Origin of the sequence: Cellulomonas sp. S1-8 (assembly GCF_026184235.1) — a bacterium.
In the GTDB taxonomy this organism is placed as follows: Bacteria; Actinomycetota; Actinomycetes; order Actinomycetales; family Cellulomonadaceae; genus Cellulomonas.
In genome coordinates this window covers 2,557,770-2,580,106 of sequence record NZ_CP110806.1, presented here as the reverse complement: position 1 = coordinate 2,580,106, position 22,337 = coordinate 2,557,770, and the positions used below count along the sequence as shown (strand labels likewise).

22 protein-coding genes, 1 tRNA gene and 1 other RNA gene are annotated in these 22,337 nt (G+C 75.0%); 14 read left to right on the top strand and 10 right to left on the bottom strand.

Annotated elements, in window-relative coordinates:
* Window positions 1–124 precede the first annotated feature (124 nt).
* The 4 genes from OKX07_RS11595 to OKX07_RS11580 all read left to right on the top strand — a co-directional run bounded on the left by OKX07_RS11595 (window position 125) and on the right by OKX07_RS11580 (window position 3,994).
* A complete protein-coding gene (locus tag OKX07_RS11595) occupies window positions 125–625 on the top strand; it encodes a DUF3145 domain-containing protein (RefSeq protein WP_265628231.1) in 501 nt (166 codons plus the stop codon).
* A gap of 240 nt (window positions 626–865) precedes the next feature.
* On the top strand, window positions 866–1,345 hold the full coding sequence (locus OKX07_RS11590; protein WP_265628230.1) for a hypothetical protein: 480 nt from the start codon (window positions 866–868) through the stop codon (window positions 1,343–1,345).
* A 48-nt stretch (window positions 1,346–1,393) separates the two neighbouring features.
* On the top strand, window positions 1,394–3,028 hold the full coding sequence (locus OKX07_RS11585) for an FAD-dependent oxidoreductase (RefSeq protein WP_265628229.1): 1,635 nt from the start codon (window positions 1,394–1,396) through the stop codon (window positions 3,026–3,028).
* A gap of 111 nt (window positions 3,029–3,139) precedes the next feature.
* Window positions 3,140–3,994, top strand: a complete 855-nt coding sequence (locus tag OKX07_RS11580) for an FAD:protein FMN transferase (RefSeq protein WP_265628228.1) — start codon at window positions 3,140–3,142, stop codon at window positions 3,992–3,994.
* 94 nt (window positions 3,995–4,088) lie between these two features.
* Here the strand turns inward: OKX07_RS11580 and OKX07_RS11575 are convergent, their stop codons facing one another.
* The 5 genes from OKX07_RS11575 to OKX07_RS11555 all read right to left on the bottom strand — a co-directional run bounded on the left by OKX07_RS11575 (window position 4,089) and on the right by OKX07_RS11555 (window position 9,084).
* On the bottom strand, window positions 4,089–5,333 hold the full coding sequence (locus OKX07_RS11575) for a beta-ketoacyl-[acyl-carrier-protein] synthase family protein (RefSeq protein WP_265628227.1): 1,245 nt from the start codon (window positions 5,331–5,333) through the stop codon (window positions 4,089–4,091).
* Between the two features lie 82 nt (window positions 5,334–5,415).
* Complete coding sequence (locus OKX07_RS11570; RefSeq protein ID WP_013117379.1) at window positions 5,416–5,664, bottom strand: acyl carrier protein; 249 nt, start codon at window positions 5,662–5,664, stop codon at window positions 5,416–5,418.
* Window positions 5,665–5,743: 79 nt separating this feature from the next.
* Window positions 5,744–6,748: a beta-ketoacyl-ACP synthase III gene (locus OKX07_RS11565; protein ID WP_265628226.1), complete on the bottom strand. Its 1,005-nt coding sequence runs from the start codon at window positions 6,746–6,748 to the stop codon at window positions 5,744–5,746.
* The gene (locus tag OKX07_RS11560; RefSeq protein ID WP_265628225.1) at window positions 6,745–7,722 is read right to left on the bottom strand and encodes an ACP S-malonyltransferase; all 978 of its coding nucleotides are present in this window, start codon (window positions 7,720–7,722) and stop codon (window positions 6,745–6,747) included. Before OKX07_RS11560 ends, OKX07_RS11565 begins: the two co-directional genes overlap by 4 nt.
* 117 nt (window positions 7,723–7,839) lie before the next feature.
* Window positions 7,840–9,084 (bottom strand): PucR family transcriptional regulator, encoded by a 1,245-nt coding sequence (locus tag OKX07_RS11555; protein WP_265628224.1) that lies wholly within the window; start codon window positions 9,082–9,084, stop codon window positions 7,840–7,842.
* A gap of 114 nt (window positions 9,085–9,198) precedes the next feature.
* On the opposite strand from OKX07_RS11555, the gene OKX07_RS11550 reads away from it, so the two are divergent.
* Window positions 9,199–9,885 carry a hypothetical protein gene (locus tag OKX07_RS11550; protein ID WP_265628223.1) on the top strand — a complete coding sequence of 229 codons (687 nt, stop codon included), beginning with the start codon at window positions 9,199–9,201 and terminating at the stop codon, window positions 9,883–9,885.
* Between the two features lie 83 nt (window positions 9,886–9,968).
* Here the strand turns inward: OKX07_RS11550 and aceE are convergent, their stop codons facing one another.
* A complete protein-coding gene (gene aceE / locus OKX07_RS11545; RefSeq protein WP_265628222.1) occupies window positions 9,969–12,713 on the bottom strand; it encodes a pyruvate dehydrogenase (acetyl-transferring), homodimeric type in 2,745 nt (914 codons plus the stop codon).
* Between the two features lie 299 nt (window positions 12,714–13,012).
* Here aceE and OKX07_RS11540 point away from each other — a divergent pair, with 299 nt between their 5' ends.
* From OKX07_RS11540 to OKX07_RS11530, 3 genes are read left to right on the top strand one after another with little or no spacing between them, the layout of a single operon-like run.
* Complete coding sequence (locus OKX07_RS11540) at window positions 13,013–13,435, top strand: DUF3052 domain-containing protein (RefSeq protein ID WP_265628221.1); 423 nt, start codon at window positions 13,013–13,015, stop codon at window positions 13,433–13,435.
* Window positions 13,432–13,905 carry a peroxiredoxin gene (locus tag OKX07_RS11535; RefSeq protein WP_265628220.1) on the top strand — a complete coding sequence of 158 codons (474 nt, stop codon included), beginning with the start codon at window positions 13,432–13,434 and terminating at the stop codon, window positions 13,903–13,905. The genes OKX07_RS11540 and OKX07_RS11535 overlap by 4 nt, the downstream gene beginning before the upstream one ends.
* Before the next feature lie 14 nt (window positions 13,906–13,919).
* Entirely contained in the window at window positions 13,920–14,702 is a 783-nt protein-coding gene (locus tag OKX07_RS11530) for a formylglycine-generating enzyme family protein (RefSeq protein ID WP_265628219.1), read from the top strand.
* 29 nt (window positions 14,703–14,731) lie between these two features.
* Here OKX07_RS11530 and OKX07_RS11525 read toward each other — a convergent pair.
* Window positions 14,732–14,805: transfer RNA gene (locus OKX07_RS11525), tRNA-Val, on the bottom strand.
* A 47-nt stretch (window positions 14,806–14,852) separates the two neighbouring features.
* Between OKX07_RS11525 and OKX07_RS11520 the strand changes: the two genes are divergently transcribed.
* The 4 genes from OKX07_RS11520 to OKX07_RS11505 are packed head-to-tail and all read left to right on the top strand — an operon-like array spanning window position 14,853 to window position 18,614.
* Window positions 14,853–15,902, top strand: coding sequence for a zinc-dependent alcohol dehydrogenase family protein (locus tag OKX07_RS11520; RefSeq protein WP_265628218.1), 1,050 nt, complete (start codon window positions 14,853–14,855; stop codon window positions 15,900–15,902).
* Window positions 15,903–15,922: 20 nt separating this feature from the next.
* Entirely contained in the window at window positions 15,923–17,110 is a 1,188-nt protein-coding gene (locus OKX07_RS11515) for a Nif3-like dinuclear metal center hexameric protein (RefSeq protein WP_416220878.1), read from the top strand.
* Window positions 17,107–17,844 carry a zinc ribbon domain-containing protein gene (locus OKX07_RS11510; RefSeq protein WP_265628216.1) on the top strand — a complete coding sequence of 246 codons (738 nt, stop codon included), beginning with the start codon at window positions 17,107–17,109 and terminating at the stop codon, window positions 17,842–17,844. The genes OKX07_RS11515 and OKX07_RS11510 overlap by 4 nt, the downstream gene beginning before the upstream one ends.
* Window positions 17,845–17,861: 17 nt before the next feature.
* A complete protein-coding gene (locus OKX07_RS11505) occupies window positions 17,862–18,614 on the top strand; it encodes a histidine phosphatase family protein (RefSeq protein WP_265628215.1) in 753 nt (250 codons plus the stop codon).
* An 85-nt stretch (window positions 18,615–18,699) separates the two neighbouring features.
* Here the strand turns inward: OKX07_RS11505 and OKX07_RS11500 are convergent, their stop codons facing one another.
* A complete protein-coding gene (locus OKX07_RS11500) occupies window positions 18,700–19,482 on the bottom strand; it encodes a YaaA family protein (RefSeq protein WP_265628214.1) in 783 nt (260 codons plus the stop codon).
* Window positions 19,483–19,534: 52 nt separating this feature from the next.
* On the opposite strand from OKX07_RS11500, the gene OKX07_RS11495 reads away from it, so the two are divergent.
* Both OKX07_RS11495 and rnpB read left to right on the top strand, forming a co-directional pair.
* Entirely contained in the window at window positions 19,535–19,918 is a 384-nt protein-coding gene (locus tag OKX07_RS11495; protein ID WP_265628213.1) for a tautomerase family protein, read from the top strand.
* Between the two features lie 24 nt (window positions 19,919–19,942).
* Window positions 19,943–20,333, top strand: an RNA gene (rnpB, locus tag OKX07_RS11490) — RNase P RNA component class A.
* Window positions 20,334–20,355: 22 nt separating this feature from the next.
* Here the strand turns inward: rnpB and OKX07_RS11485 are convergent.
* Both OKX07_RS11485 and OKX07_RS11480 read right to left on the bottom strand, forming a co-directional pair.
* Window positions 20,356–21,654 (bottom strand): sensor histidine kinase, encoded by a 1,299-nt coding sequence (locus tag OKX07_RS11485; RefSeq protein WP_265628212.1) that lies wholly within the window; start codon window positions 21,652–21,654, stop codon window positions 20,356–20,358.
* Window positions 21,651–22,319, bottom strand: a complete 669-nt coding sequence (locus tag OKX07_RS11480) for a response regulator transcription factor (protein WP_265628211.1) — start codon at window positions 22,317–22,319, stop codon at window positions 21,651–21,653. Before OKX07_RS11480 ends, OKX07_RS11485 begins: the two co-directional genes overlap by 4 nt.
* Window positions 22,320–22,337: the final 18 nt, after the last annotated feature.

Below are 22,337 nucleotides of genomic sequence, written 5' to 3'. Positions count from 1 at the left end.
CGGCGATGCATGCGGCATCCTGTGCCGTGCACGCCGCGCGTGCTGCAGTACCAGGTCTGGACTGCTCCCGAGCAGGGCGAGGTCGTTGGGGAAGGCGACCCTCGATCCCATCCGGGAGGACGACATGGCCGGTGCAATCACCCGCGGTGTACTTTTCGTGCACTCCGCGCCGCGCGCGCTGTGCCCCCACGTCGAGTGGGCGGCAGGCAACGCGCTGGACGCGCGCGTCAGCCTGGACTGGACACCCCAGCCGGCGGGCCCGAGCTTCTACCGCGCGGAGCTGTCGTGGCAGGCCGCACCCGGGACGGGTGCGCGCCTGGCCTCCGCCCTGCGCGGCTGGGCGCACCTGCGCTACGAGGTGACCGAGGAGCCCAGCTCCGGTGTCGACGGCTCGCGCTGGAGCCATACCCCGGAGCTCGGGATCTTCCACGCCGCCACGGACGTCCACGGCAACGTCGTCGTCCCCGAGGACCGCATCAGGGCCGCGCTCGAGCACGGCGCCGACCCCGAGCGTCTGCGCGCCGAGCTCGACCTCGCTCTCGGTCAGGCCTGGGACGACGAGCTTGAGCCGTTCCGGTACGCCGGAGCGGGTGCACCCGTGCGCTGGCTGCACCGCGTCGGCTGAGGTCGGGCGGGGCGCGCGTCGCGACCGGCACGAGCGTCGCCGCGCCCCCGTTCGGGCGCCCCTCGTTCGGGTGGACCGGTCGCTGAAACGTTTCGTGCGACCAGGGGTGGGGCTGTGCGATCCGCCCGATTTGCTACGGTCCGTCCCATGCCCACCGGACGGTCGGTGTGGCGGTGAGGACCTGTTCCGGGGGGAGACGCGTCGCGAGGGCGCCGCGTCCATCAACCACGGAGGACGCCGATGCCCGCACGACGTCCGCCGCGCCCTGCCGCGACCCGCACGTCCGCGCTGTTGCGGACGGCAGGTGGCGTGGGCGCCGTCGTCGCCCTGACCGGGTGCGTCACCGGGACACCGGTCGACCCGCCTCCCGTCGCCACGAGCACCGCGGCGCAGCGCCCGGCCGGCGACCGCGCCACCGCCTCCACCACTGACGGCACGTACACCGGGACGGGCAGCTACGAGACGCCGGGCGGCCCGCAGCGCATCGACGTCACCGTGGTCCTGGCCGACGGGGTCGTCGAGGCTCTGCGCGTCGACCCCGCCGCCACCAACACCACGTCGCTGCGGTTCCAGGAGCGGTTCGCGTCCGCGGTCGTCGACCGGGCCGTCGGCCGTCCGCTCCAGGACGTCGAGGTGGACCGGCTCGCGGGCTCGTCGTCGACGGGCGCGGGCTTCATGGAGGCACTCGACCAGGTGGTGCGCGATGCGGCCCTCGCCTGACCGGACCGGCGCGCCGGAGGGGTGCGCGCCGCCCCCGACGAGGCTGCCGTGACGGGGCCGCTCGACCGGCTGCTCGGCCGGGCCGCGTCGTACCGCGTCGCGACGCTGGCGCTGCTCGCGGTGCACGTCGCGGCGGCCGTGCTGGGCCACGTCGGCCTCGTCGACGTCGATCCCGCCGCGCTCGCGGCGACCGCGGGAGCAGCGACCGTCGGCACGCTCCTGACCAGCCTGATCGGCACCGCCGTGAGCGGGGTCCGCGTGCACGCCGAGTCGTCCCTCATCACCGGGCTGATCCTCGCCCTCCTGCTCTGGCCCGCGTTGTCCGTCGAGGCGCTGGTCGGCGCCGGGCTGGTCGGCGCGGCCGCCGGCCTGTCCAAGGTGGTCGTCCGGGCGCGCGGCCGCCACCTGCTCAACCCGGCCGCTGCGGCGGCCCTGGTCGCGGGCCTCGTCGTCGCGCCCGCGCTCGGGACCGCCGCACCCGTGTGGTGGGTCGCGACCCCGCCGCTCGCCCCCGTCGTCCTCGTCGCGGGTGCGCTGGTCCTGCGACGCACGGGCACCGGTGTCGTCGGCCTCGCGTACGTGGCGACGTACGTCCTGCTCACGGTCCCGCGGCTGGTGCTGTCGGGCGACGCACCGCTGGACGCGCTGACGACCGTCCTGGCCTCGCACCCGGTGCTCTTCGCAGCGGCGTTCATGGTCGTCGAGCCGCTGACGCAGGCGCCGCGCCGCCGGGCGCGTATCGCGGTGGCCGTCGTGGCCGGTGCGCTGGCGGCGACGCCGTTCGCGATCGGGCCGCTGTCGACGTCCCCCGAGCTCGCCGTCGTCGTGGCCAACCTCGTCACCGCCCTCGTCGCGGCACCGCGCGCCCTCGGCCTCGTCGTCGTCGGGCACACCACGCCGGGGCCCGGCGCTCACGAGGTGCTGCTGCGTCCCGTGCGTCCGCTGCGGTGGCAGCCCGGCCAGTGGGTCGAGCTCGACGTCGGGCGCATGCGGCCCGACGGGCGGGGGCGCCGACGGGTGTTCTCGCTCGTCCCCGCGGGCAGGGACGCGGTGGCGGTCGCGTTCACGGTCCGCGGCAAGCCGTCCGCGTTCAAGCGCACGCTCATGGCGGCGCCGGTCGGGACCAAGGTGCGCGCGACGACCGTCGGTGGCGACTTCCTGCTCCCGGACGACCCGACGGTGCCGGTGGTCATGGTCGCGAGCGGGATCGGCGTCACGCCGTTCGTCGCCCAGATCGAGCACGCGGGCCCGCGCGACATGGTCCTGGTGCTCCTGTGCCCCGAGGGGATGCCGACGCCCTACGTGCGACGCCTGGCCCGCACGCGCGCCCGGGTCGTCGTCGTGTCGCCCGACCCCGTGCCGGGGCTGCCGCCGCGCTGGACGTGGCACCGCGGCAGCCGCCTGACCACGGCGGCGCTCGAGTCGGCGATGTCGGACCTGTCCCGCCGCGTCGGGTACGTGTCCGGGTCGCCGGACCTCGTGCGCCGTGCGCGCGCCGTCCTGCGTGAGGCCGGCGTCCGACGCGTGCGGACCGACACGTTCTCCGGGTACGCCCGCCGGCCGGTGCACCGCACGAGCGGCGTGGCTGCCCCCGCCGCGGCCACCGACGCGCACGAGCCTGCGCTGACGCGCGGGCGGCGACGGCCGTCCGGTCGCCGGCGGACGGTCGACGCGACGGTGTGAGCCTCGCCACGTGGCCGTCGGGCCCGGCTCGTGCGAACGTCCAGGTCGGGCACCTACGGTCGGCACGACACGACAGCCACGCGGCCGACGGCGCGAGAGGGAGCACCTCACATGCGGGCTGAGATCGCCTTCGAGGCGATCGGTACCCGCTGGCGCATCGACACCCCGCAGCCGCTCGCGGACGTGACGCTCTCCCGGGTCCGCGCCGTCACCGAGGCCTACGACGTCGTCTGGTCCCGGTTCCGCACCGACTCGGTCGTCGCGCGGATCGCGCGTGACGGGGGCACGCACGCGCTGCCGGCGCACGCCGCCGAGCTGCTCGACCTGTACGACGTGCTCGGGGCGCGCACCGACGGCGCCGTGACGCCCCTGGTGGGACGCTGCCTGGACGTCCTCGGGTACGACGCGGGCTACCGGCTGCGGCCGTCAGGGCCGCCCGAGCCTGCCCCGCGCGACGTCCTGACCCGCACCGGCGCGACCGTCACCGCGTCACGACCCGTGCTGCTGGACGTCGGCGCCGCCGGCAAGGGCCAGCTCGTCGACCTCGTCGCAGGCGAGCTGCGCGCGTGCGGCGTGGGGGAGTACCTGGTCGACGCCGGCGGCGACATGCTGCACCGCGGGCCCGACGCCGTGCGCGTCGGGCTGCAGGCGCCGGGCGACCCCACCCGCGTGCTGGGACGGGTGCTGCTGCGCGACGCCGCCCTGTGCGGGTCCGCGGTCGACCGCCGCGCGTGGGGCGACGGGCTGCACCACGTCGTCGACGCGCGCACCGGGCTGCCGACGCGGGACGTCGCGGCCACGTGGGTCGTCGCAGATCGTGCGATGGTCGCCGACGGACTCGCGACCGCGCTGTTCTTCGCCGAACCCGACCTGCTGCAGGGGGTCGCCGAGCACACCTACGTCCAGGTGCACGCGGACGGCCACGCGCGGTATGCGCTGGGGCTGCCGGGAGAGGTCTTCGCGTGAGCCACCTCGACGCCGACCCGGTTGCTGCTGCTCGGCACGTACGACGCCGCGCCCTACCTCGCGCGGGTCGCCGCGGCCGGCCGGCCGCGGGCGGTCAGACGGAGGTGACCACCAGCGCGACGTTGTGACCGCCGAAGCCGAACGAGTTGTTGATCGCGGCGACCTGACCGGCGGGCAGCGAGCGGGGTGTGTCCCTCACGAGGTCGAGGACCATCTCGGGGTCGGGGTTCTCGACGTTGATCGTCGGCGGGGCCTGCCGGTCGTGCACGGCCAGGACCGTGAAGATCGTCTCGAGGGCCCCGGCGCCCCCGAGCAGGTGGCCGGTCATCGACTTCGTCGCGGACAGCACGGCGTGGTCGGCGTCGCCGCCCAGGACGGCACGGATCGAGCGCGCCTCGATGAGGTCGCCCACGACGGTCGACGTCGCGTGCGCGTTGACGTGGGCGACGTCCTGCGCGGCCACGCCGGAGTCGGCGAGGGCGGCGCGCATCGCGCGGACCTGCCCGTCGCCCGACGGCTCGGGAGACGTGATGTGGTAGCCGTCGGCGGACAGGCCCACACCGCCGATCCGGGCGTACACGCGTGCGCCGCGAGCGGCCGCGTGCTCGGCGGACTCCAGGACGACGATCCCGGCGCCCTCGCCGATGACGAACCCGTCCCGGTCGACGTCGTAGGGCCGAGAGGCGCCCGCCGGGTCGTCGTTCCGGGTCGACAGCGTGCGCGACGCGGCGAACGCCGCGATCGGCATGGGGTGGATCGTCGCCTCGGTGCCCCCGGCGACGACGACGTCCGCACGGCCGGTGCGGATCATCTCGACGCCGTACGCGATGGCCTCCGCGCCGGACGCGCACGCCGACACCAGGGCGTGCGCCCCGGCCCGTGCGCCGAGCTCGAGCGACACGTACGCGACGGGGGAGTTCGGCATGAGCATCGGCACGGTCATGGGCAGCACGCGTCGGCCGCCCTTCTCGCGCAGCGTGTCCCACGCGTCGAGCGTCGTCCAGATGCCGCCGATGCCCGAGGACACGACGGCGCCGAGCCGGTCGCCGTCGACCTCGGGGGAGCCCGCGTCCGCCCAGGCCTCGCGCGTCGCGATGACCGCGTACTGCGCGGAGGGGTCCATGCGCTTGAGCTCGGGCCGCGGGAGCACCTGGTCGGCGGGGACCTTGAGCGTCGCCCCGAAGGACACGGCGATGTCGTAGCGCTCGGCCCAGTCGTTGTCGAAGCTCCGCGCGCCGGACTCGCCGGCGAGCGCGGCCTGCCACGTGCTGGCGACGTCGCCGCCGAGCGGCGTGGTGGCTCCCAGACCGGTGACGACGACCTCGGGGACGGTGCTCATGGGTTCTCCTCGGTTCAGGCGGGCGGTGCGCACGGCCTGCGGCCGGCGCACCGCCCGGGTGCCGCGGGTGCGGCGCGCAGGCTCAGGCCTGGGCGCCCGCGATGAAGCTCACGGCGTCGCCGACCGTCGCGAGGTTCTTGACCTCGTCGTCGGGGATGCGGACGTCGAACTTCTCCTCTGCCAGTGTGACGATCGTCATCATCGACAGCGAGTCGATGTCGAGGTCGTCGGTGAAGGACTTCTCGGGCAGGACGGAGTCGGTCGGCAGTCCCGTCTCCTCGCTGACGATCTCGGCCAGTCCGGCCAGGATCTCCTGCTCGCTGTGCGCCATCGGGTGTCTCCTCGTGTCAGGGGTGGTGCAAGGACGTGCAACGGTACAGGCGCAGGGTGCGCCGACCGCGGGACGGGGGTCAGGGCAGGACGACGACCTGGGCGGCGTAGACGAGTCCGGCACCGAAGCCGATCTGCAGCGCGAGAGCGCCCGAGCCGACCTGCCCCTCGCGGAGCAGGCGCTCGGCGGCCAGCGGGATCGACGCTGCGGACGTGTTGCCGGTGTCGGCGATGTCGCGTCCGACGACGACGGACGCGGGCAGCTTCAGCTGCTTGATCATCTGGTCGATGATGCGCATGTTCGCCTGGTGCGGGATGAACGCGTCGAGGTCCTGCGGCGTGACGCCTGCCGCGTCCATGGCCTTCTGCGCCACGGGGGCCATCTGCCAGACCGCCCACTTGAAGACCGACTGCCCCTCCTGCCGCAGCGTCGGCCAGCCGGCGCCCTCGTCCCGCGTCGCCAGCCACGAGTGCGTCTGGCGGATCGCCTGCGCCTGTGCGCCGTCGGATCCCCAGACGGTCGGGCCGATCCCCGGCGTGTCGGACGGGCCGATGACGACCGCACCCGCTCCGTCGCCGAGCAGGAACGAGATGGAGCGGTCCGTCGGGTCGACGAACTCGCTCATCTTCTCGGCACCGATGACCAGGACGTGCCGGGCGGTACCGGCGCGCACCAGCGCGTCGGCCTGGCCCACGCCGTAGCAGTAGCCGGCGCACGCGGCGGAGATGTCGAAGGCCGCGGCCGGTGTCGCGCCGATCCGGTCGGCGACGATCGCGGCGCCCGCGGGCGTCTGGTGGAAGTAGGTGACGGTCGACAGGATCACCACGTCGATGTCCGCGCCCGTCAGCCCGGCGTCCGCCAGCGCGGCGCGTGCGGCACCCTCGGCCAGGTCGAGGACGTCGGTGCCCTCGGCTGCGCGCCGGCGGGTGACGATCCCGGTGCGCTGCCGGATCCACTCGTCGGACGAGTCGATCGGTCCCACGAGGTCGTCGTTGGGGACGGTGTGCTCCCCGCGGACCGCGCCGAGACCGAGGATGCGGGTGTGCGCAGGGCCGGTGGCCTGCGTGAGGGTCGGACGGGTCACGACGGGCTCTCCTGTGCGGTCAGTGCGGTGCCGGCGTGCCGGCGGACGAGGTCGCGCGCGGCGTCGAGGTCGGCGGGGGACTTCAGGGCGAGGGTCTCGACGCCCGGCAGCGTACGCCGGGCCAGGCCCGTCAGGACACCGCCCGGTGCCACCTCGAGCAGCGCGGTGACGCCCATCGCGACGAAGGTCGTCTGGCACAGGTCCCACCGCACCGGCCGCGCGACCTGCGCGACGATGCGGGCGAGCGCGTCCGCGCCGCCGGCGACCGGCGCGCCGTCGGCGTTGCCGAGGAGCGTGACGACCGGCTCGCGCGGCGTGACGGCGGACGCCGCCCGCGCGAGCTCGTCGACCGCGGGCGCCATGTACCGGGTGTGGAACGCGCCGGCGACCTGCAGGGGGATGACGCGCGTGCGGGCCGGGGGCTCGGCGGCCAGCGCCGCGAGCGCCTCCAGCGAGCCCGCCGCGACGACCTGGCCGCCGCCGTTGACGTTGGCCGGCACCAGGTCCAGCGCCTCGAGGCGCGCGAGGACCTCGTCCGGGTCGCCACCGAGGACGGCGCTCATGCCGGTGGGGGTGGCCGCCGCGGCGCGGGCCATCGCCGCGCCACGCACGGCCACGAGCCGGAGCGCCTCGTCCTCGCGCAGGACCCCGGCGAGGGCTGCGGCCGCGAGCTCGCCGACCGAGTGGCCCGCCGCGACGTCGAGGGCGCCGGGCGCCGCGGCGGCGAGGTCCGTACCGGGGGTGGCGTCGAGGACGGCGCGCAGGCTCGCGAGGGCGGTCGCCACCAGCAGCGGCTGCGCCACGGCGGTGTCGCGGATCGTGTCGGCGTCCGACGTCGTGCCGTGCGCGAGCAGGTCCGCACCGACGACGTCGCTCGCGCGGGTCAGGGCGTCGGTGAAGCCGTCGACCTCCGTCCAGGGGACGAGCATGCCGGGGGACTGGGCACCCTGGCCGGGGCAGGCGACGACGAGCACCCGACCACTGTGCCGTCCGCCGGGCCCGCGACCCGGTCACGGCACGCACCAACCTCGTGTCCCAGCCTTGTCGGACCTGTACAAAGCCCGGGCCTGCGGCCCTGGCGCGGGCGAGCCTCAGGCCGAGGCGGCGTCGAGGCGCCCGACCGCCAGGGCCGTCTGCAGCACGTACGACTCGCGGGCGTCGAGCGGGTCCCACCCCGTCACGTCGGCCACGCGCCGCAGCCGGTACCGCACGGTGTTGGGGTGCACGTACAGCGTGCGGGCCGCGGCCTCGAGCGAGCGGCCGGCGCCGAGGTAGGCGGACAGCGTGTCCAGCAGCGAGCCCTGGCTCGCGGCCAGCGGCAGGTACGCACGCTCGACCAGCGCCCGACGCGCGTCGGCGTCCCCGACGAGGACGCGCTCGGGCAGCAGGTCGTCGGCGTGGACGGGGCGCGGCGCCTGCGCCCAGCCGGGCGCCGCCGCGAGGCCGGCGAGGGCGGCACGCGCGGAGCGCGTGGCCTCCGCGAGCCCCGAGGTCGTGGGACCGACGACGACCGGGCCCGGGCCGAACCGTGGCAGCAGGGACAACGCCGCGGCCCGCAGGTCGCCCTCGCCCCCCAGGAACACGACGAGCCGGTCGCCCAGGATGCCGACGAGCGCGTCGTCGGCGGCGCGTCGCGTCGCCCGTCGCACGTCGGCGGCGCGCACCTCGTCCATGTGCGCGCCCGCGGTCCCCACGACCACGAGCGTCGAGCCGCGGCCGCTCCAGCCGAGCGCCGCCACGCGCGAGCGCAGCGCGTCGTCGGCGTCACCCCGGACCAGCGCGTCGACCACGAGGGCCTCGAGCCGGGCGTCCCACGCGCCGCGCATCTCGGCCGCCCGGGCGTACACCTCGGCTGCCGAGAACGCGACCTCCCGGGAGTACCGCAGCACGGCCTCGCGCAGCTCGCGCTCGGCGCCGGGTGCGGCGAGCCGGTCGGAGTGCGTCTCGACGACGTCGACGACGACGCGGACGAGCTGAAGGGTGTGCTGCAGCGAGATGGAGCGCGTCAGCTCGGGAGGGGCGGCGGCGAAGATCTCGCCCACCCCGTGCGGGGCTCGGGTCGGGTCGGCGTACCAGGACACGAACGCCGTGATGCCGGCCTGGGCGACGAGGTTGACCCAGGAGCGGTCCTCCGCCGGCAGCGCCCGGTACCACTCGAGGTCGTCGTCGAGCCGGCGCATCGCGGCCGCGGCCAGCAGGCCCGCGCCGTCCCGGACGCGCCGCTGGGTCTCGCTCTGGTCCCCCGGCGCCGGTGCGACGGCAACGGTGGGACCCGCGGGTGCGGGGGAGCGGCGGGGCGTGCGCGCCGCCGCCGGCGGCCTCGAAGACGTCGCCATGCCGCGAGCATAGGGGCGAGATTGTGGGAAGTCGACAAACGTGGGCGGGCGCCGGAACCGTCGCCGAGCCTGTCCGGACGGGTGCGGACGGGACAGAACGGATAAGGTCTCGTCATGGCTCTTCTGCCCCGCCTGCGCCAGCTCATGCGGCGACCCTCCTCGGCCTCCAAGGTCGGGGCGCGTCGTCCGACGACGGCCTCGCGGCGCGGGGACACGCTCCACGAGGACGCGTTGCGCTCGATGCTGAGCGACGACCCCAACAACGAGCGCGCGTTCCAGGCCCTCGCCGAGATCGTCCGTCGCCGCGCCGCGGAGTCCGTCCCCGAGGAGGACCCGCTGACGGCACCGAACGTCGAGCACGAGCGTCAGCACGCCGCCGACCTGGCCGTCTGGTCGCTGGGCGAGGAGCTCGCCGGCAACCCGCGCGCCTGGTACCCGCTCATCGAGGTCGCCCGGCTGTCCGTGCGCGACGACCATGACGGCACCATCCGCCGGTTGACGACGGCCGCCGAGCGCGACCCGTCCGGGCAGGCGCTGGTGCAGGGCCTGGCGCTGCTGTGCGAGGCCGGGCAGCCGGTCGAGGCGCTCAACCTGGGCGTCGGGCACTGGCGTCCGCGTGACCACGTCCCCGAGGTCGCCCGCGAGCTCGTGCTGGCCGCGATCGCCGCCGAACGCCCCCTGGAGGCCAAGCAGCACCTCGCGTCGCTGGACCTCTACCCCGACCAGGACGCAGTCGTCGACCTCAAGGCCGAGCTCGCACGCGAGATCGCGCTCGCGCAGCAGTCGATCCCCGGGATCTGACCGCACGCCGACGCCGGCGCCCACCCCGCACGCACGAACGCCCCCGGCCGGTCGGCCGGGGGCGTTCGTCGTTCAGGCGTGCGTCAGGAGTCGCCGCCGGTGTTGCCGGACGTGCCGGCCGTGACGTCGTGCAGGCGGTAGCGCTCGATGGCCTGCGCGGGCAGCGACCGGTCGACCGTGCCCTCGAGCACGAGCTGCTGCAGCACGCGCACCACGGTCGACGGCCCGTCGATCTTGAAGTGGCGTCGTGCGGCCGCGCGCGTGTCGGAGAACCCGAAGCCGTCGGCCCCCAGGGTCGCGTAGCGGCCCGGGACCCAGGCGCGCACCTGGTCGGCGACCAGGTGGTCGAAGTCCGTCGTGGCGACGAACGGGCCCTCGGCACCCTGCAGCTTGGCGGTGAGGTACGGCGTGCGGACCTCGTCGCCCGGCTGCAGGAAGGCGTCCCGCTCGGCCGCGAGGGCGTCGCGGCGCAGCTCGTTCCAGCTCGTCACCGACCAGACCGCGGCGCGCACGCCCCAGTCCTGCGCGAGCAGGTGCTGCGCCTCGAGCGCCCACGGCACGGCGACGCCGGACGCGAGGATCTGGGCGCGCGGCCCGTCACCCTCCACCGGGGACACCAGGTGGATGCCCCGCAGGATGCCCTCGACGTCGACGCCCTCGGGCTCGGCCGGCTGCACCATCGGCTCGTTGTAGACCGTCAGGTAGTACATGACGTCGCGGTCCCGGCCGTCGCCCTCGCCGTACATGCGTTCGATGCCGTCGCGCACGATGTGCCGGATCTCGTACCCGTAGGCCGGGTCGTAGTGCACGACGTGCGACATGGTGCCCGCGAGCAGCGGCGAGTGGCCGTCCGCGTGCTGCAGGCCCTCGCCCGTGAGCGTCGTGCGGCCGGCCGTGGCACCGATGAGGAAGCCGCGGGCCATCTGGTCGCCCGCTGCCCAGAACTGGTCGCCGGTGCGCTGGAAACCGAACATCGAGTAGTAGAAGTAGAACGGGATCAGCGGCTCGCCGTGCGTGGCGTACGACGTGCCGACCGCCTGGAACGCCGCCGCGGACCCGGCCTCGTTGATGCCGGTGTGCATGATCTGCCCGGCCTCGGACTCCTTGTACGAGAGCATGAGGTCGCGGTCGACGGCCATGTAGTTCTGCCCGTTGGTGTTGAAGATCTTCGCGCTCGGGAAGATCGCGTCCAGGCCGAACGTGCGGGCCTCGTCCGGGATGATCGGCACGAGGCGGTGGCCGAACTCCTTGTCCTTGACGAGGTCCTTGAAGAGGCGCACGAGCGCCATCGTCGTGGCGACCTCCTGCGTGCCGGAGCCCTTGGCCAGGGCCTCGTACATCTTGTCGCCCGGCAGCGTGAGCTTGGTGTGCTCCGTGCGGCGCTCGGGCACGAACCCGCCGAGGTCCCGGCGGCGGTCGAGCATGTACCGGATCGCCGGGTCGTCGGCGCCCGGGTGGAAGTACGGCGGCAGGTACGGGTCCGCCTCGAGCTGCTCGTCCGTGATCGGGATGTGCAGCGAGTCGCGCAGCGTCTTGAGCTGGTCGAGCTTGAGCTTCTTCATCTGGTGCGTCGCGTTGCGGCCGGCGAAGCCCGAGCCGAGCCCGTAGCCCTTGATCGTGTGCGCGAGGATCACGGTGGGCTGGCCGGTGTGCTCGCGGGCGGCCTTGTACGCCGCGTAGAGCTTGCGGTAGTCGTGCCCACCGCGCTTGAGCGCCCAGATCTCGTCGTCCGTCATCTTCTCGACGAGCTGCTTGGTGCGCGGGTCACGGCCGAAGAAGTGCTCGCGGATGAACGCGCCGTTCTCGGCGCGGTACGTCTGGAAGTCGCCGTCGGGCGTGGTGTTCATCAGGTGGACGAGGGCCCGGTCCTTGTCGGCGTTGAGCAGGGTGTCCCACTCGCGGCCCCAGATGACCTTGATGACGTTCCAGCCGGCGCCGCGGAACTGCGCCTCGAGCTCCTGGATGATCTTGCCGTTGCCGCGCACGGGCCCGTCGAGGCGCTGCAGGTTGCAGTTGACGACGAACGTCAGGTTGTCCAGGCCCTGCTGCGCGGCGTGCTGCAGCATGCCCCGCGACTCGGGCTCGTCCATCTCGCCGTCGCCGAGGTACGCCCACACGTCCTGCTGGCTGGTGTCCTTGATCCCGCGGTTGTGCAGGTACCGGTTGGTCCAGGCCTGGTAGATCGCCGAGGCCGGGCCCAGTCCCATCGACACCGTGGGGAACTCCCACAGCGCGGGCGCCAGGCGCGGGTGCGGGTAGGACGGCAGGCCGCCGCCCGGGTGCGACAGCTCCTGCCGGAAGCCGTCGAGCTGGTGCTCCGACAGACGGCCCTCGAGGAACGCGCGGGCGTACACGCCCGGGGACGCGTGACCCTGGAAGTAGACCTGGTCACCGCCGCCGGGGTGGTCCTTGCCGCGGAAGAAGTGGTTGAGGCCGACCTCGGTGAGGGTCGCGACGGACGCGTACGACGAGATGTGCCCGCCGACGCCCACCCCCGGGCGCTGCGCCCGCGTCACCATGACGGCCGCGTTCCAGCGGATCCAGGACCGGTACCGGCGCTCCATGATCTCGTCGCCGGGGAAGTACGGCTCGTTGTGGACGGCGATCGTGTTGACGTACGGCGTGTTGATCGACCCGGGGATCGCGACGTTGCGCTGACGGGCGTGCCGCAGCATGCTCATGAGCACGTACCGGGCGCGCGGTCCGCCCTTCTCCTCGATCAGGCCGTCGAGGGACTCGACCCACTCACCGGTCTCCTCCGGGTCGATGTCGGGGACCTGGCTCAGCAGGCCGCCGATGAGCGGACCCGTCTCGTCGATGGAAGCCACCGGTGCTCCTTCGCGTATCGTGCGCGCCCGGCGCCTCGTGGCGCCCCAGCACGCTCCAGTGCCTGCAGCCGGCGACCAACGTCTCACGCAGGTGCGGTTGCGGGTAGTAGGACCATTCTCGGTCCGTCCGGGCCCGAAAGTCACACCGTGCCGCCCCGCAGGGGCAGTGACGTCCGTGACACGCATGGTGGACCACCCCTTGTCAGCGCCCCCTGCGCTGCGGTGGGCTAACGTGTGCCGACATCGACAGGTGGTCCGCGCACAGTGCGGCGCACCGGGGGAGAAGGGAACCGGCCGACGTGTCATCCACCGCGGACGACTCCGCGACGCAGGCGGTCGCCCGGCTCGGCTTCACAGCCGGGCAGGTGATCCAGGAGCTGGGCTACGACGACGACGTCGACAGCGAGGTGCGCGCAGGGCTCGAGCTCCTCACGGGCAACGAGCTCGTCGACGAGGACTACGACGACGTCACCGACGGCGCGGTCATCTGGTTCCGCCAGGACGACGGCGACCTGACCGACGCTCTGGTCGACGCCATGACCGTGCTCGACGACAGCGGACCCATCTGGGTGTTCACGCCGAAGGCGGGACGTTCGGGGCACGTGTCGCACTCCGACATCGAGGAGGCCGCGACCACGTCCGGCCTGCACGCGATGTCGACGTTCGCGGTCAGCCCCGACTGGTCGGCGACGCGCCTGGCGACCCGCGGCCGCGGCAAGTGACGGACGCGCGCGTCCCCACCCTCGGGGCGCTCGCACCGGACCTGACGCTGCCCGACACGCACGGCACGCCGGTGACGCTCTCGCAGCTGCGCGGCACGCCGGTGGCGGTCGTGTTCTACCCGTTCGCGTTCTCGGGCACCTGCACGGGTGAGCTGTGCGAGCTGCGCGACAACATCGCCGCCTTCGACGAGGTGGGCGTGCGTCTGCTCGCCGTCTCCTGCGACGCGATGTTCACGTTGCGGGCGTGGTCCGAGCAGGAGGGCTACACGTTCGACCTGCTCTCCGACTTCTGGCCGCACGGTGCCGCGGCCCGCGCCTACGGGGTCTTCGACGAGGCGTCCGGCCACGCGCTGCGCGGCTCGTTCCTCCTCGACGCCGACGGGGTGCTGCGCTGGAGCGTCGTGCACCCCCGCGGGCAGGCGCGCCCCTTGTCGGCGTACCGCGAGGCGCTGGCGACCCTCGCCGGCTGAACCGCCGGTCCACGATGCCTGCGGACTCCTCCCGCGCACCGGTGCCGGGTCCGCGCCTCGAGACGATCCCCGCCGGCCGCATCACGCTGCGCGACGCGAGGACCGCGACGACACGCGAGGTCGTGCTCCGTACGTTCTCGCTCGCGACCACCCCCGTGACCTGGGCGCAGTACGCGCACGTGCGCGAGCAGGGCGTCCCCGACGGACAGGCCCCCGACGCCCCCGTGCACTCCGTGTCGTGGCTCGACGCGGTCGCGTGGTGCAACGCCGCGTCGCAGGCCTCCGGTCGGCAGCCGGCGTACGACCTCGACGGGCCGGTCGTGGTCTGGGACGTGAGCGCCGACGGGCTGCGCCTGCCGACCGAGGCCGAGTGGGAGCACGCGTGCCGCGCGGGCACCGACGGCCCTCGCTACGGTCCCCTCGCGGAGATCGCGTGGACCGCCGCCGACGCCGTCGACGGACCCCAGCGCGTCGGGGGGAAGCGGGCCAACGCGTGGGGTCTGCTCGACATGCTCGGCAACGTGTGGGAGTGGTGCTGGGACCACGCCGACACGGCGCGCTACGCCGACTACCGCACGCTGCGTGGCGGCGGCTGGGCGGACGCGCACTGGAGCGTGCGCGCGGGGGTGCGCCGGGGCAGCATGCCCGGGGCGCGGCTCGACGACCTCGGGTTCCGGGTCGCGCAGGGCGCGGTCGGTGCGGCGGGCGACCACGCCGCGCAGGGGTGGTCGCGGCTGGCCGACGAGCAGCGGGCCGACGTCCCGGGGCGGCCCCACGGCTGGACGCCGCTGCGGTGATGTCGTCGCTGAGGTGATGTCGTACGAGGTGGGCCCGGCCGGTCTCGAACCGACGACCTCCGCGGTGTAAGCGCGGCGCTCTGACCAACTGAGCTACAGGCCCTGACGGTCGGTCAGCCTACCGGGGCCGCCGTGCGTAGGCTTCGAGGCGTGCGAGCAACCGTCATCCACGGTCCCGGCGACGTCCGCGTCGAGCAGGTGCCGGACCCCGTGATCCACCGTCCCACGGACGCCGTCGTCCGCGTCGTCGCGACGTGCGTGTGCGGCTCCGACCTGTGGGGGTACCGCGGTGTCCGGCCGCCCAAGGCACCGCAGCGCATCGGGCACGAGTTCGTGGGGGTCGTCGAGGAGGTCGGCGGCGACGTGCGGCGCGTCCGCGTCGGTGACTTCGTCGTGGCGCCGTTCTCGATCAGCGACGGCACGTGCGTGCACTGCCGCAACGGGGTGCACACGTCGTGCGAGCAGGGCGCCTGGTGGGGCTCGCCGGACCACGAGGGCATCGCGTCCGACGGTGGCCAGGGGGAGTACGTCCGCGTGCCGCTGGCCGACGGCACGCTCGTCGTCACCCCCGAGCACCCCGACGCCGCGCTGCTCCCGCACGTGCTCACGCTGACCGACGTGCTCGGCACCGGCCACCACGCGGCCGTGTCCGCAGGCGTGCGCGCCGGGTCCAGCGTGGCGGTCGTCGGCGACGGAGCCGTCGGCCTGTGCGGCATCATCGCCGCGCGCCGGCTCGGGGCCGAGCGGATCGTCGCGATGTCCCGCAACCCCGCGCGGCAGGCGCTCGCGCGGCGGTTCGGCGCCACCGACGTGGTCGCCGAGCGCGGCGACGAGGGCGCGGCCGCCGTCCTGGACCTGCTCGGGGGGGTCGGGCCGGACGGCGTGCTCGAGTGCGTCGGCACACGGGAGTCGATGGCGCAGGCGCTGGCCACCGTGCGCCCGGGAGGACGCGTCGGGTTCGTCGGCGTCCCCGCCGGGGGCCCCGAGCTGCCCGTGCAGACGATGTTCTCCACCAACAAGGGGGTCGTCGGCGGGGTCGCGCCCGTCCGCGGCTACATCGAGGGTCTGCTGCCGGACGTCTGGGCCGGCACCATCGAGCCGGGCCTGGTGTTCGACGAGACCTTCGGGCTCGACGACATCGCGGACGCGTACCGGGCGATGGACGAGCGCACGTGCACCAAGGCGCTCGTCCTGCCGTGACCGGACCCGTGACCGGACCCGTGACCGCGACCCTCGGCGACGTCGTCGCGGCGCTCGAGCGCCGCTACCCGCCCCGCACCGCCGAGACGTGGGACCGCGTCGGGCTGGCCGCCGGCGACCCGGCGGCACCCGTGCGGCGCGTGCTGCTCGCCGTCGACCCCGTGGCCACCGTCGTGGACGAGGCCGTCGCGTGGGACGCGGACCTGCTCCTCACGCACCACCCGCTGCTGCTCAAGCCGGTGCACTCCGTCGCGGCGACGACGTACAAGGGGGCGCTGCTGCACCGCCTCGTGCGTGCCGGGTGCGGGCTGTACACGGCGCACACCAACGCCGACTCGGCCCACGGGGGCGTGGCCGAGGCGCTCGCGGACGCGATCGGCCTGGTCGGCACCGAGCCCCTCGTGCCGGCGGACGCCCCCGCGCTCGACAAGCACGTCGTCATGGTCCCGGTCGGCGACGCCGACCGGCTCGTCGACGCACTCACGGCGGCCGGTGCCGGCCACGTCGGGGCGTACGAGCGGTGCGCGTGGACGACGACCGGGGAGGGGACGTTCACACCGCTGGCCGGGGCGATGCCGGCGGTCGGCGAGGTCGGACGCCGCGAGACCGTCGCCGAGGCGCGCGTCGAGATGGTCGCGCCCCGCGGCCTGCGGGGACGCGTGGTGGCCGCTCTGCGCGCCGCGCACCCGTACGAGGAGCCGGCCTTCGACGTGCTGGAGCTCGCGGCGCTGCCGGGCGACACCGGTCTGGGCCGGGTCGGCGCGCTGCCTGCACCCCTGCCGCTGCGGGAGTTCGCCGCCGCCGTCGCCCGTGCCGTGCCCGCCGCGGCCCAGGGCGTGCGGTTCGCCGGCGACCCGGACATGCCCGTGCGGCGCGTCGCCGTGCTCGGCGGCTCCGGGGACTCGCTGTTCGACGCCGTGCGGGCGGCCGACGTCGACGCCTACGTCACGGCCGACCTGCGCCACCACCCCGCGTCCGAGCAGCAGGAGCGCGCCGCCTTCGACGCCGCCGGCGGCGCCCCCCGCCCCGCGCTCGTCGACCTCGCGCACGCCGCGTCCGAGTGGCTGTGGCTGCCGCGCGCGGCGGACGCGCTGCGGGCGGACCTGGCGGCCGCGGGCTATACGGTGGAGACCCGCGTCAGCACGCGGCGCACCGACCCGTGGACGGGTCACGTGCCGCAGGCTGCCCACCTGGAAGGAACCCCGTGACGAGCGCTCCCGCCGCCGATCAGCGCCGACTCCTCGACGTCCAGGACCTGGACACCCGCCTCGCGCAGCTCGCGCACAAGCGGCGCACGCTGCCCGCCCTCGCGCGGCTCGTCGAGCTCGACGCACGGCTGGCCGACCTCGAGACCGCGCTGGTCACGTCGCGGACGGCGGCCTCCGACCTGCGGACGGAGCTGACGAAGGCGGAGGCCGACGTCACCCAGGTCCGCAGCCGCGCCACGCGCGACCAGCAGCGCCTTGACGGCGGCCAGGTCGGCGCGAAGGACGCGCAGGCGCTGACCAGTGAGCTCGCGAGCCTCGCGGCACGCCAGGCGCACCTCGAGGACATCGAGCTCGAGGTCATGGAGCGCCTCGAGGCGCACGAGGGCGCGCTGCAGGGCCTCGACCAGGCGCGCGCGGCGCTCGTCGCCGACCGTGACCAGGTCGTCGCGGAGCGCGACGCCGGGTTCGCGGAGATCGACGCCGAGGCCGGGCGGGTGCGCGCCGAGCGCGAGCGCGCCGCCGACGGCCTGGATTCGGGGCTCACGGCCCTGTACGAGCGGCTGCGCGGCCAGCTCGGCGGCAGCGGTGCGGCGGCCCTGCGGGGCAACCGGTGCGAGGGCTGCCGTCTCGAGCTGAACCCGTTGGACCTCGAGGCCATCCGGGCGCGCGCGGTCGACGCGGTCGTGCGGTGCGAGGAGTGCGGACGCATCCTCGTGCGGCTCACGGACTCCTGACGCGGGCGGAGGGCAGGGTGACCGACGTGCCGCACGACGAGCTCCGCACCGACGGCCCGGCGGCCGCGGCCGCGCCCGCGCGACGACGGGCCGTGCGTCCCTCCGGCACGTCCCCGCGCTTCGACGACGACGAGCCGACGACCGTCGTCCTGGTGCGGCACGGTCAGACCGCGATGACCGTGTCACGCGGCTACTCGGGGTCCTCCGAGCCCGGCCCCTCGCTCGACGAGCACGGGCGCGCACAGGCCGCCGCCGCCGCCGCACTGGTGCAGCGCGTCGGCCGTGACCTGTGGGGTGACATCGCGTACCCGAGCGAGGTCGTGGCGTCCCCGATGGTCCGCACGCAGGAGACGGCCGGGATCGTGGCCGCGCAGCTCGGCCTGCCCGTGCGCACCGACGAGGACTTCAAGGAGGCGGACTTCGGGCAGTGGCAGGGGCTGACCTCGGAGCAGATCGACGAGCGCTGGCCCGGGGTGCTCGAGCCGTGGCACACCGACGGGCGCGTGCGCCCGCCCGGCGGGGAGTCCATCGCGGACGTCGGGGTGCGCCTGCGTCGCGGCCTGGACGGCCTGCGCGCGGGGGGTCCTCGCACCGTCGTCGTGGTGTCCCACGCGGTCGCGATCCGCGCGGCGCTCGGCGTGACGATGGGCGCCGACCCCGGGACGTGGAGCCGGCTGCGCGTCGCACCGGCGTCGGTGAGCATCGTGCGGCTCTTCGCGGACCGCCATGACGAGATCGCGGTGGCCGGCGCGCCCAGCGAGGGCTGGTGACGGTCTACCGGTGACGGCGTGAAGCGTTCGGGACCTCAGGTGTCCCGAACGCTTCGACGCGACGTTCCCGGGAACCGGCTGCGCGTCAGAGGACGACGAGCGACAGCGTGCGGGGGCCGCGGCGCGGGACGGGTCCGAGCTCCACGGCGTGCAGCGCCTCGCCCACGAGGGCGCTCGCGACGTGGGCGAGCTCGTCGCCGTCCCGGGGGGCCCGGCCGCGGCGGGTCACCAGGTGCCGCGTCAGGACGCCACGCGTGTGCTTGGCGTGGTGCGAGACCACCGCGCGGTGCCCGTCGACCTCCCGCAGCACACGCACGTCGACCCACCGGGCGCCGGGTGGGGGAGTCCAGGCCGCGCGGTACGTCGCGGACCGGCAGTCGACGACCAGCTCGTCGTCCGCGGCGGCCCCCAGCTCGACGCCCAGCGGCCCGCGCCAGGCCGCGGCCAGCGGTCCGATCCCGGGCAGGTCGGTGCCCATGGACAGCCGGTAGGCGGGTACGACGTCGTCGATCGTCAGCGCTCCCCACAGCGCGGAGGTGACCCGGACCCACGCGACCGCCCGGGCGCGGGCGGCCGGGGTCAGCGCGTCGAGCCCCGCGGCGCCGTAGAGCACGCCCGAGTAGACCCGGGAGGCCCGCGTGGCGGGGGCCGTGCGCAGGGTCGTGTTCCGAGCGACCTCGTCCGCGAGTCCCGGAGAGACGCCCAGCACCGCGCAGGCGTCGGGGCGGCCGCTCACGGCGACGAGCGCGTCGAGGACCTTCTCCCGGACGGGGGTCAGGCCGGGGTGCGACAGTGCCGTCAGGTCCAGCGGGGGAGCGCCGCGGCGTGCGGGCGTCTTGCCCTCCGAGGGCGGCAGCAGCACGAGCACCGCACGAGGGTACGTTGTGCGTCCCGCCGCCCGACGACGCCCGAGGTGTGACATGGCGCAGGTCAAGCTGTACGGCCGACGCTCGGCCTGGGAGGCGCGCCGCCGCGAGGTGTCCGACGCGGTGCACGCCGCGCTGGTCGCGGCGTGGGGTCTGCCCGACGACAAGCGGTTCCACCGGTTCCTGCTCCTCGACGACGAGGACGTCGTCGCCCCCCGCGCCCCGGAGTACCTCGTCGTCGAGGTCGTGTGCTTCACCGGCCGCAGCCCCGCCGCGGTGCGCGCGCTGATCGCCGCGTTCTTCGACGACGTCGCCCCCGCGCTCGGGCTCGCGGCCGACGACCTCGAGGTCGTGATCCTCGAGAGCCCGCCCACGCACTGGGGGATCCGGGGCGTCGCCGGGGACGAGCTGAGCCTGCCGTACCGCGTCGACGTGTGACACGGGTAGGCTGACCAGCGCGGATGAGTCAGCCAGGCGGCCGCGTCAGGGCCCTCGGGTCCTGCCGAGGAACGTCCGGGCTCCGTAGGGCAGGGTGGTGGGTAACGCCCACCCGGGGTGACCCGCGGGAAAGTGCCACAGAGAACAGACCGCCACGACGGACCGGCTCGCCGGGACGACGCGGTAAGGGTGAAACGGTGGAGTAAGAGCCCACCAGCGCACCGGGTGACCGGTGCGGCTCGGCAAACCCCACCCGGAGCAAGGCCAGACAGGGAGCGTTCGAGGGTTGCCCGCCCGAGCTCCCGGGTAGGCCGCTGGAGGCGTGCGGCAACGTACGTCGTAGATGGATGGTCGCCACCCGCGCGGGGGTGACCGCGCGCGGGGACAGAACCCGGCGTACCGGCTGACTCATCCGCCTCAGCCGGGCGGCGGGGCCGTCACAGGCGTGCCGGGGCCCGCGAGGCGCTCTCGACGCGGCCCGCGTCGCCGCCGGCCCCGACGCGGTGCCCCGCCGCCGGCAGCCGGACCGTGAACGTCGCCCCCTCGCCCGGGTGCCCCACCGCGCGGATCGTGCCGCCGTGGCTCGTGACGACCTCGCGCAGCAGGGCCAGACCCAGGCCGAAGCGGCGTTCGTCGTTGCCGGGCCCGCGGTGGAAGCGGTCGAAGATGCGCTCGGTGTCGCCGGGGTCGAAGCCCTCGCCGGTGTCGGTGACCACCACCTCGACCGTGTGCCCCTGCTCGGCCGTGCTCGCGCACACGGCGACGTGCCCGCCCGGCGGGGTGTGGGCCAGCGCGTTGGTGAGCAGCTCGGCGACGACGCGGCGCAGCGCCGACTCGACGCCCCGGACGCGGGGGAGGCCGTCGTCCGTCAGGGCGGTGATCGTGACGCCCCGGGCGGCGGCGCGGGCGGCGTCGGCGGTGACGGCCTCGTCCACGAGCGCGGCGACGTCCACGTCGGTGCTGTCGGGACGGGTGGCGGCGGTGTCGTGCGCGGACGCGAGCCGGGCGGACATCAGGAGCTCGTCGACGATCTCGCCCAGGCGCCGCGTCGTCGCGACGAGCCGGTCGAGGTCGCGCGCCTGCACGTCGTCGTCGGCCGCCCGGGCGCGGCGCACGAGCAGCTGGGCCCGGGCGTGGACCTGGGCGATCGGGGTGCGCAGCTCGTGGCTCGCGTCGGCGACGAAGCGGCGCTGCCGCTGCAGCGCGTCCGCGAGCGGGGCGACGGCGCGGCGGCCGACGACGACGCCGCTGACGACGGCCGCGAGCGCCCCGGCGCCGGCGGCGACCGCGAACGCGATGAGCAGGTGGCGGCGGTCGGCGAGCTGGAAGCGTGCGTCGAAGACGGCCTGCACCACCTCGTCGCCCTGCCGGGCGGTGCGCACGTGGTAGACCGTGCCGTCCTGCGCGATGCGCGCGTCCTGCGTCGTCCCCGTCGCCGCGACCTCGACGAGCGCGTCGCGCAGCGGGAAACCCGGCGGCGGTGCCGCGACCCCGTGGTCGACGGTCGTCCCGTCGTACGTGATGATCCAGCTGCACGCGGGCGGCCCGGCGATCGTCCCGTGGGTGACGCCCCACGCGAGCTCGCCGTCGATCTGGCGCTCCTGGCTGTGCAGCATGACGCCGTAGGAGATCGCGCCGACCAGGCCGAGCAGCGCGGCGATGACGAGGCCGACGAGCGCGCCGATCCGCAGGCGTGCGCGCCGGACGACCCGCTCCTCGGCGCCTGCTGCGTTCACAGGGTGCCCAGCCGGTAGCCGGTGCCGTGCACCGTGTGGACGGCCGGCCGGCCGAGCTTGCGGCGCAGGTAGTAGACGTAGGTGTCGACGATCGACGCGGCCTCGGTGTCCGCGAAGACGGTGCGGCGCAGCTCGGTGCGCGTGTGCACGGCGCGCGGACGCTCCGCGAGCGCCCGCAGCAGCGCGTACTCCCGCGCCGACAGGTCGACGCGGCGGCCGGTCGCGAGCTGGACCTGCCGGGTCACGAGGTCGAGGGACCCGTCGCCGAGCGGCAGGTGCGTGTCGGCCTCGTCGACCCGGCGGCACAGCGCGCGGATGCGGGCGCTGAGCTCGTCGAGCTCGAAGGGCTTGACGAGGTAGTCGTCGGCGCCGGCGTCGAGGCCGGCCACCCGGTCCGCGACCGTGCCCAGCGCCGTCAGGACGAGCGCGCGGGCGCTGACGGCCCGTGAGCGCAGCCGCACGAGCATGTCGAGCCCGTCGACCGCGGGCAGGCGGCGGTCGACGACGAGGACGTCGTAGGGGCGGGTGAGGCCCAGGTGGAGGCCCCGGTGACCGTCACGGGCCTGGTCGACGACGTACCCTTCGTCGGTCAGCACCTCGGTGAGCGTGTCGTTGAGGTCCCGGTCGTCCTCGACGACGAGGAGCCGGTGCGGTCGTCCGGACATGTCCCGACCTTTGCACAC

Bases quoted from the DNA above. Each gene is read 5' to 3' on its own strand.
- OKX07_RS11480 (WP_265628211.1), bottom strand. From the start codon at position 22,319: ATGTCCGGACGACCGCACCGGCTCCTCGTCGTCGAGGACGACCGGGAC.
- OKX07_RS11570 (WP_013117379.1), bottom strand. From the start codon at position 5,664: ATGGCGCACAGCGAGCAGGAGATCCTGGCCGGACTGGCCGAGATCGTC.
- OKX07_RS11575 (WP_265628227.1), bottom strand. From the start codon at position 5,333: ATGAGCACCGTCCCCGAGGTCGTCGTCACCGGTCTGGGAGCCACCACG.
- OKX07_RS11495 (WP_265628213.1), top strand. From the start codon at position 19,535: ATGGCGCAGGTCAAGCTGTACGGCCGACGCTCGGCCTGGGAGGCGCGC.
- OKX07_RS11530 (WP_265628219.1), top strand. From the start codon at position 13,920: ATGCCTGCGGACTCCTCCCGCGCACCGGTGCCGGGTCCGCGCCTCGAG.
- OKX07_RS11550 (WP_265628223.1), top strand. From the start codon at position 9,199: ATGGCTCTTCTGCCCCGCCTGCGCCAGCTCATGCGGCGACCCTCCTCG.
- OKX07_RS11580 (WP_265628228.1), top strand. From the start codon at position 3,140: ATGCGGGCTGAGATCGCCTTCGAGGCGATCGGTACCCGCTGGCGCATC.
- OKX07_RS11555 (WP_265628224.1), bottom strand. From the start codon at position 9,084: ATGGCGACGTCTTCGAGGCCGCCGGCGGCGGCGCGCACGCCCCGCCGC.
- OKX07_RS11595 (WP_265628231.1), top strand. From the start codon at position 125: ATGGCCGGTGCAATCACCCGCGGTGTACTTTTCGTGCACTCCGCGCCG.
- OKX07_RS11590 (WP_265628230.1), top strand. From the start codon at position 866: ATGCCCGCACGACGTCCGCCGCGCCCTGCCGCGACCCGCACGTCCGCG.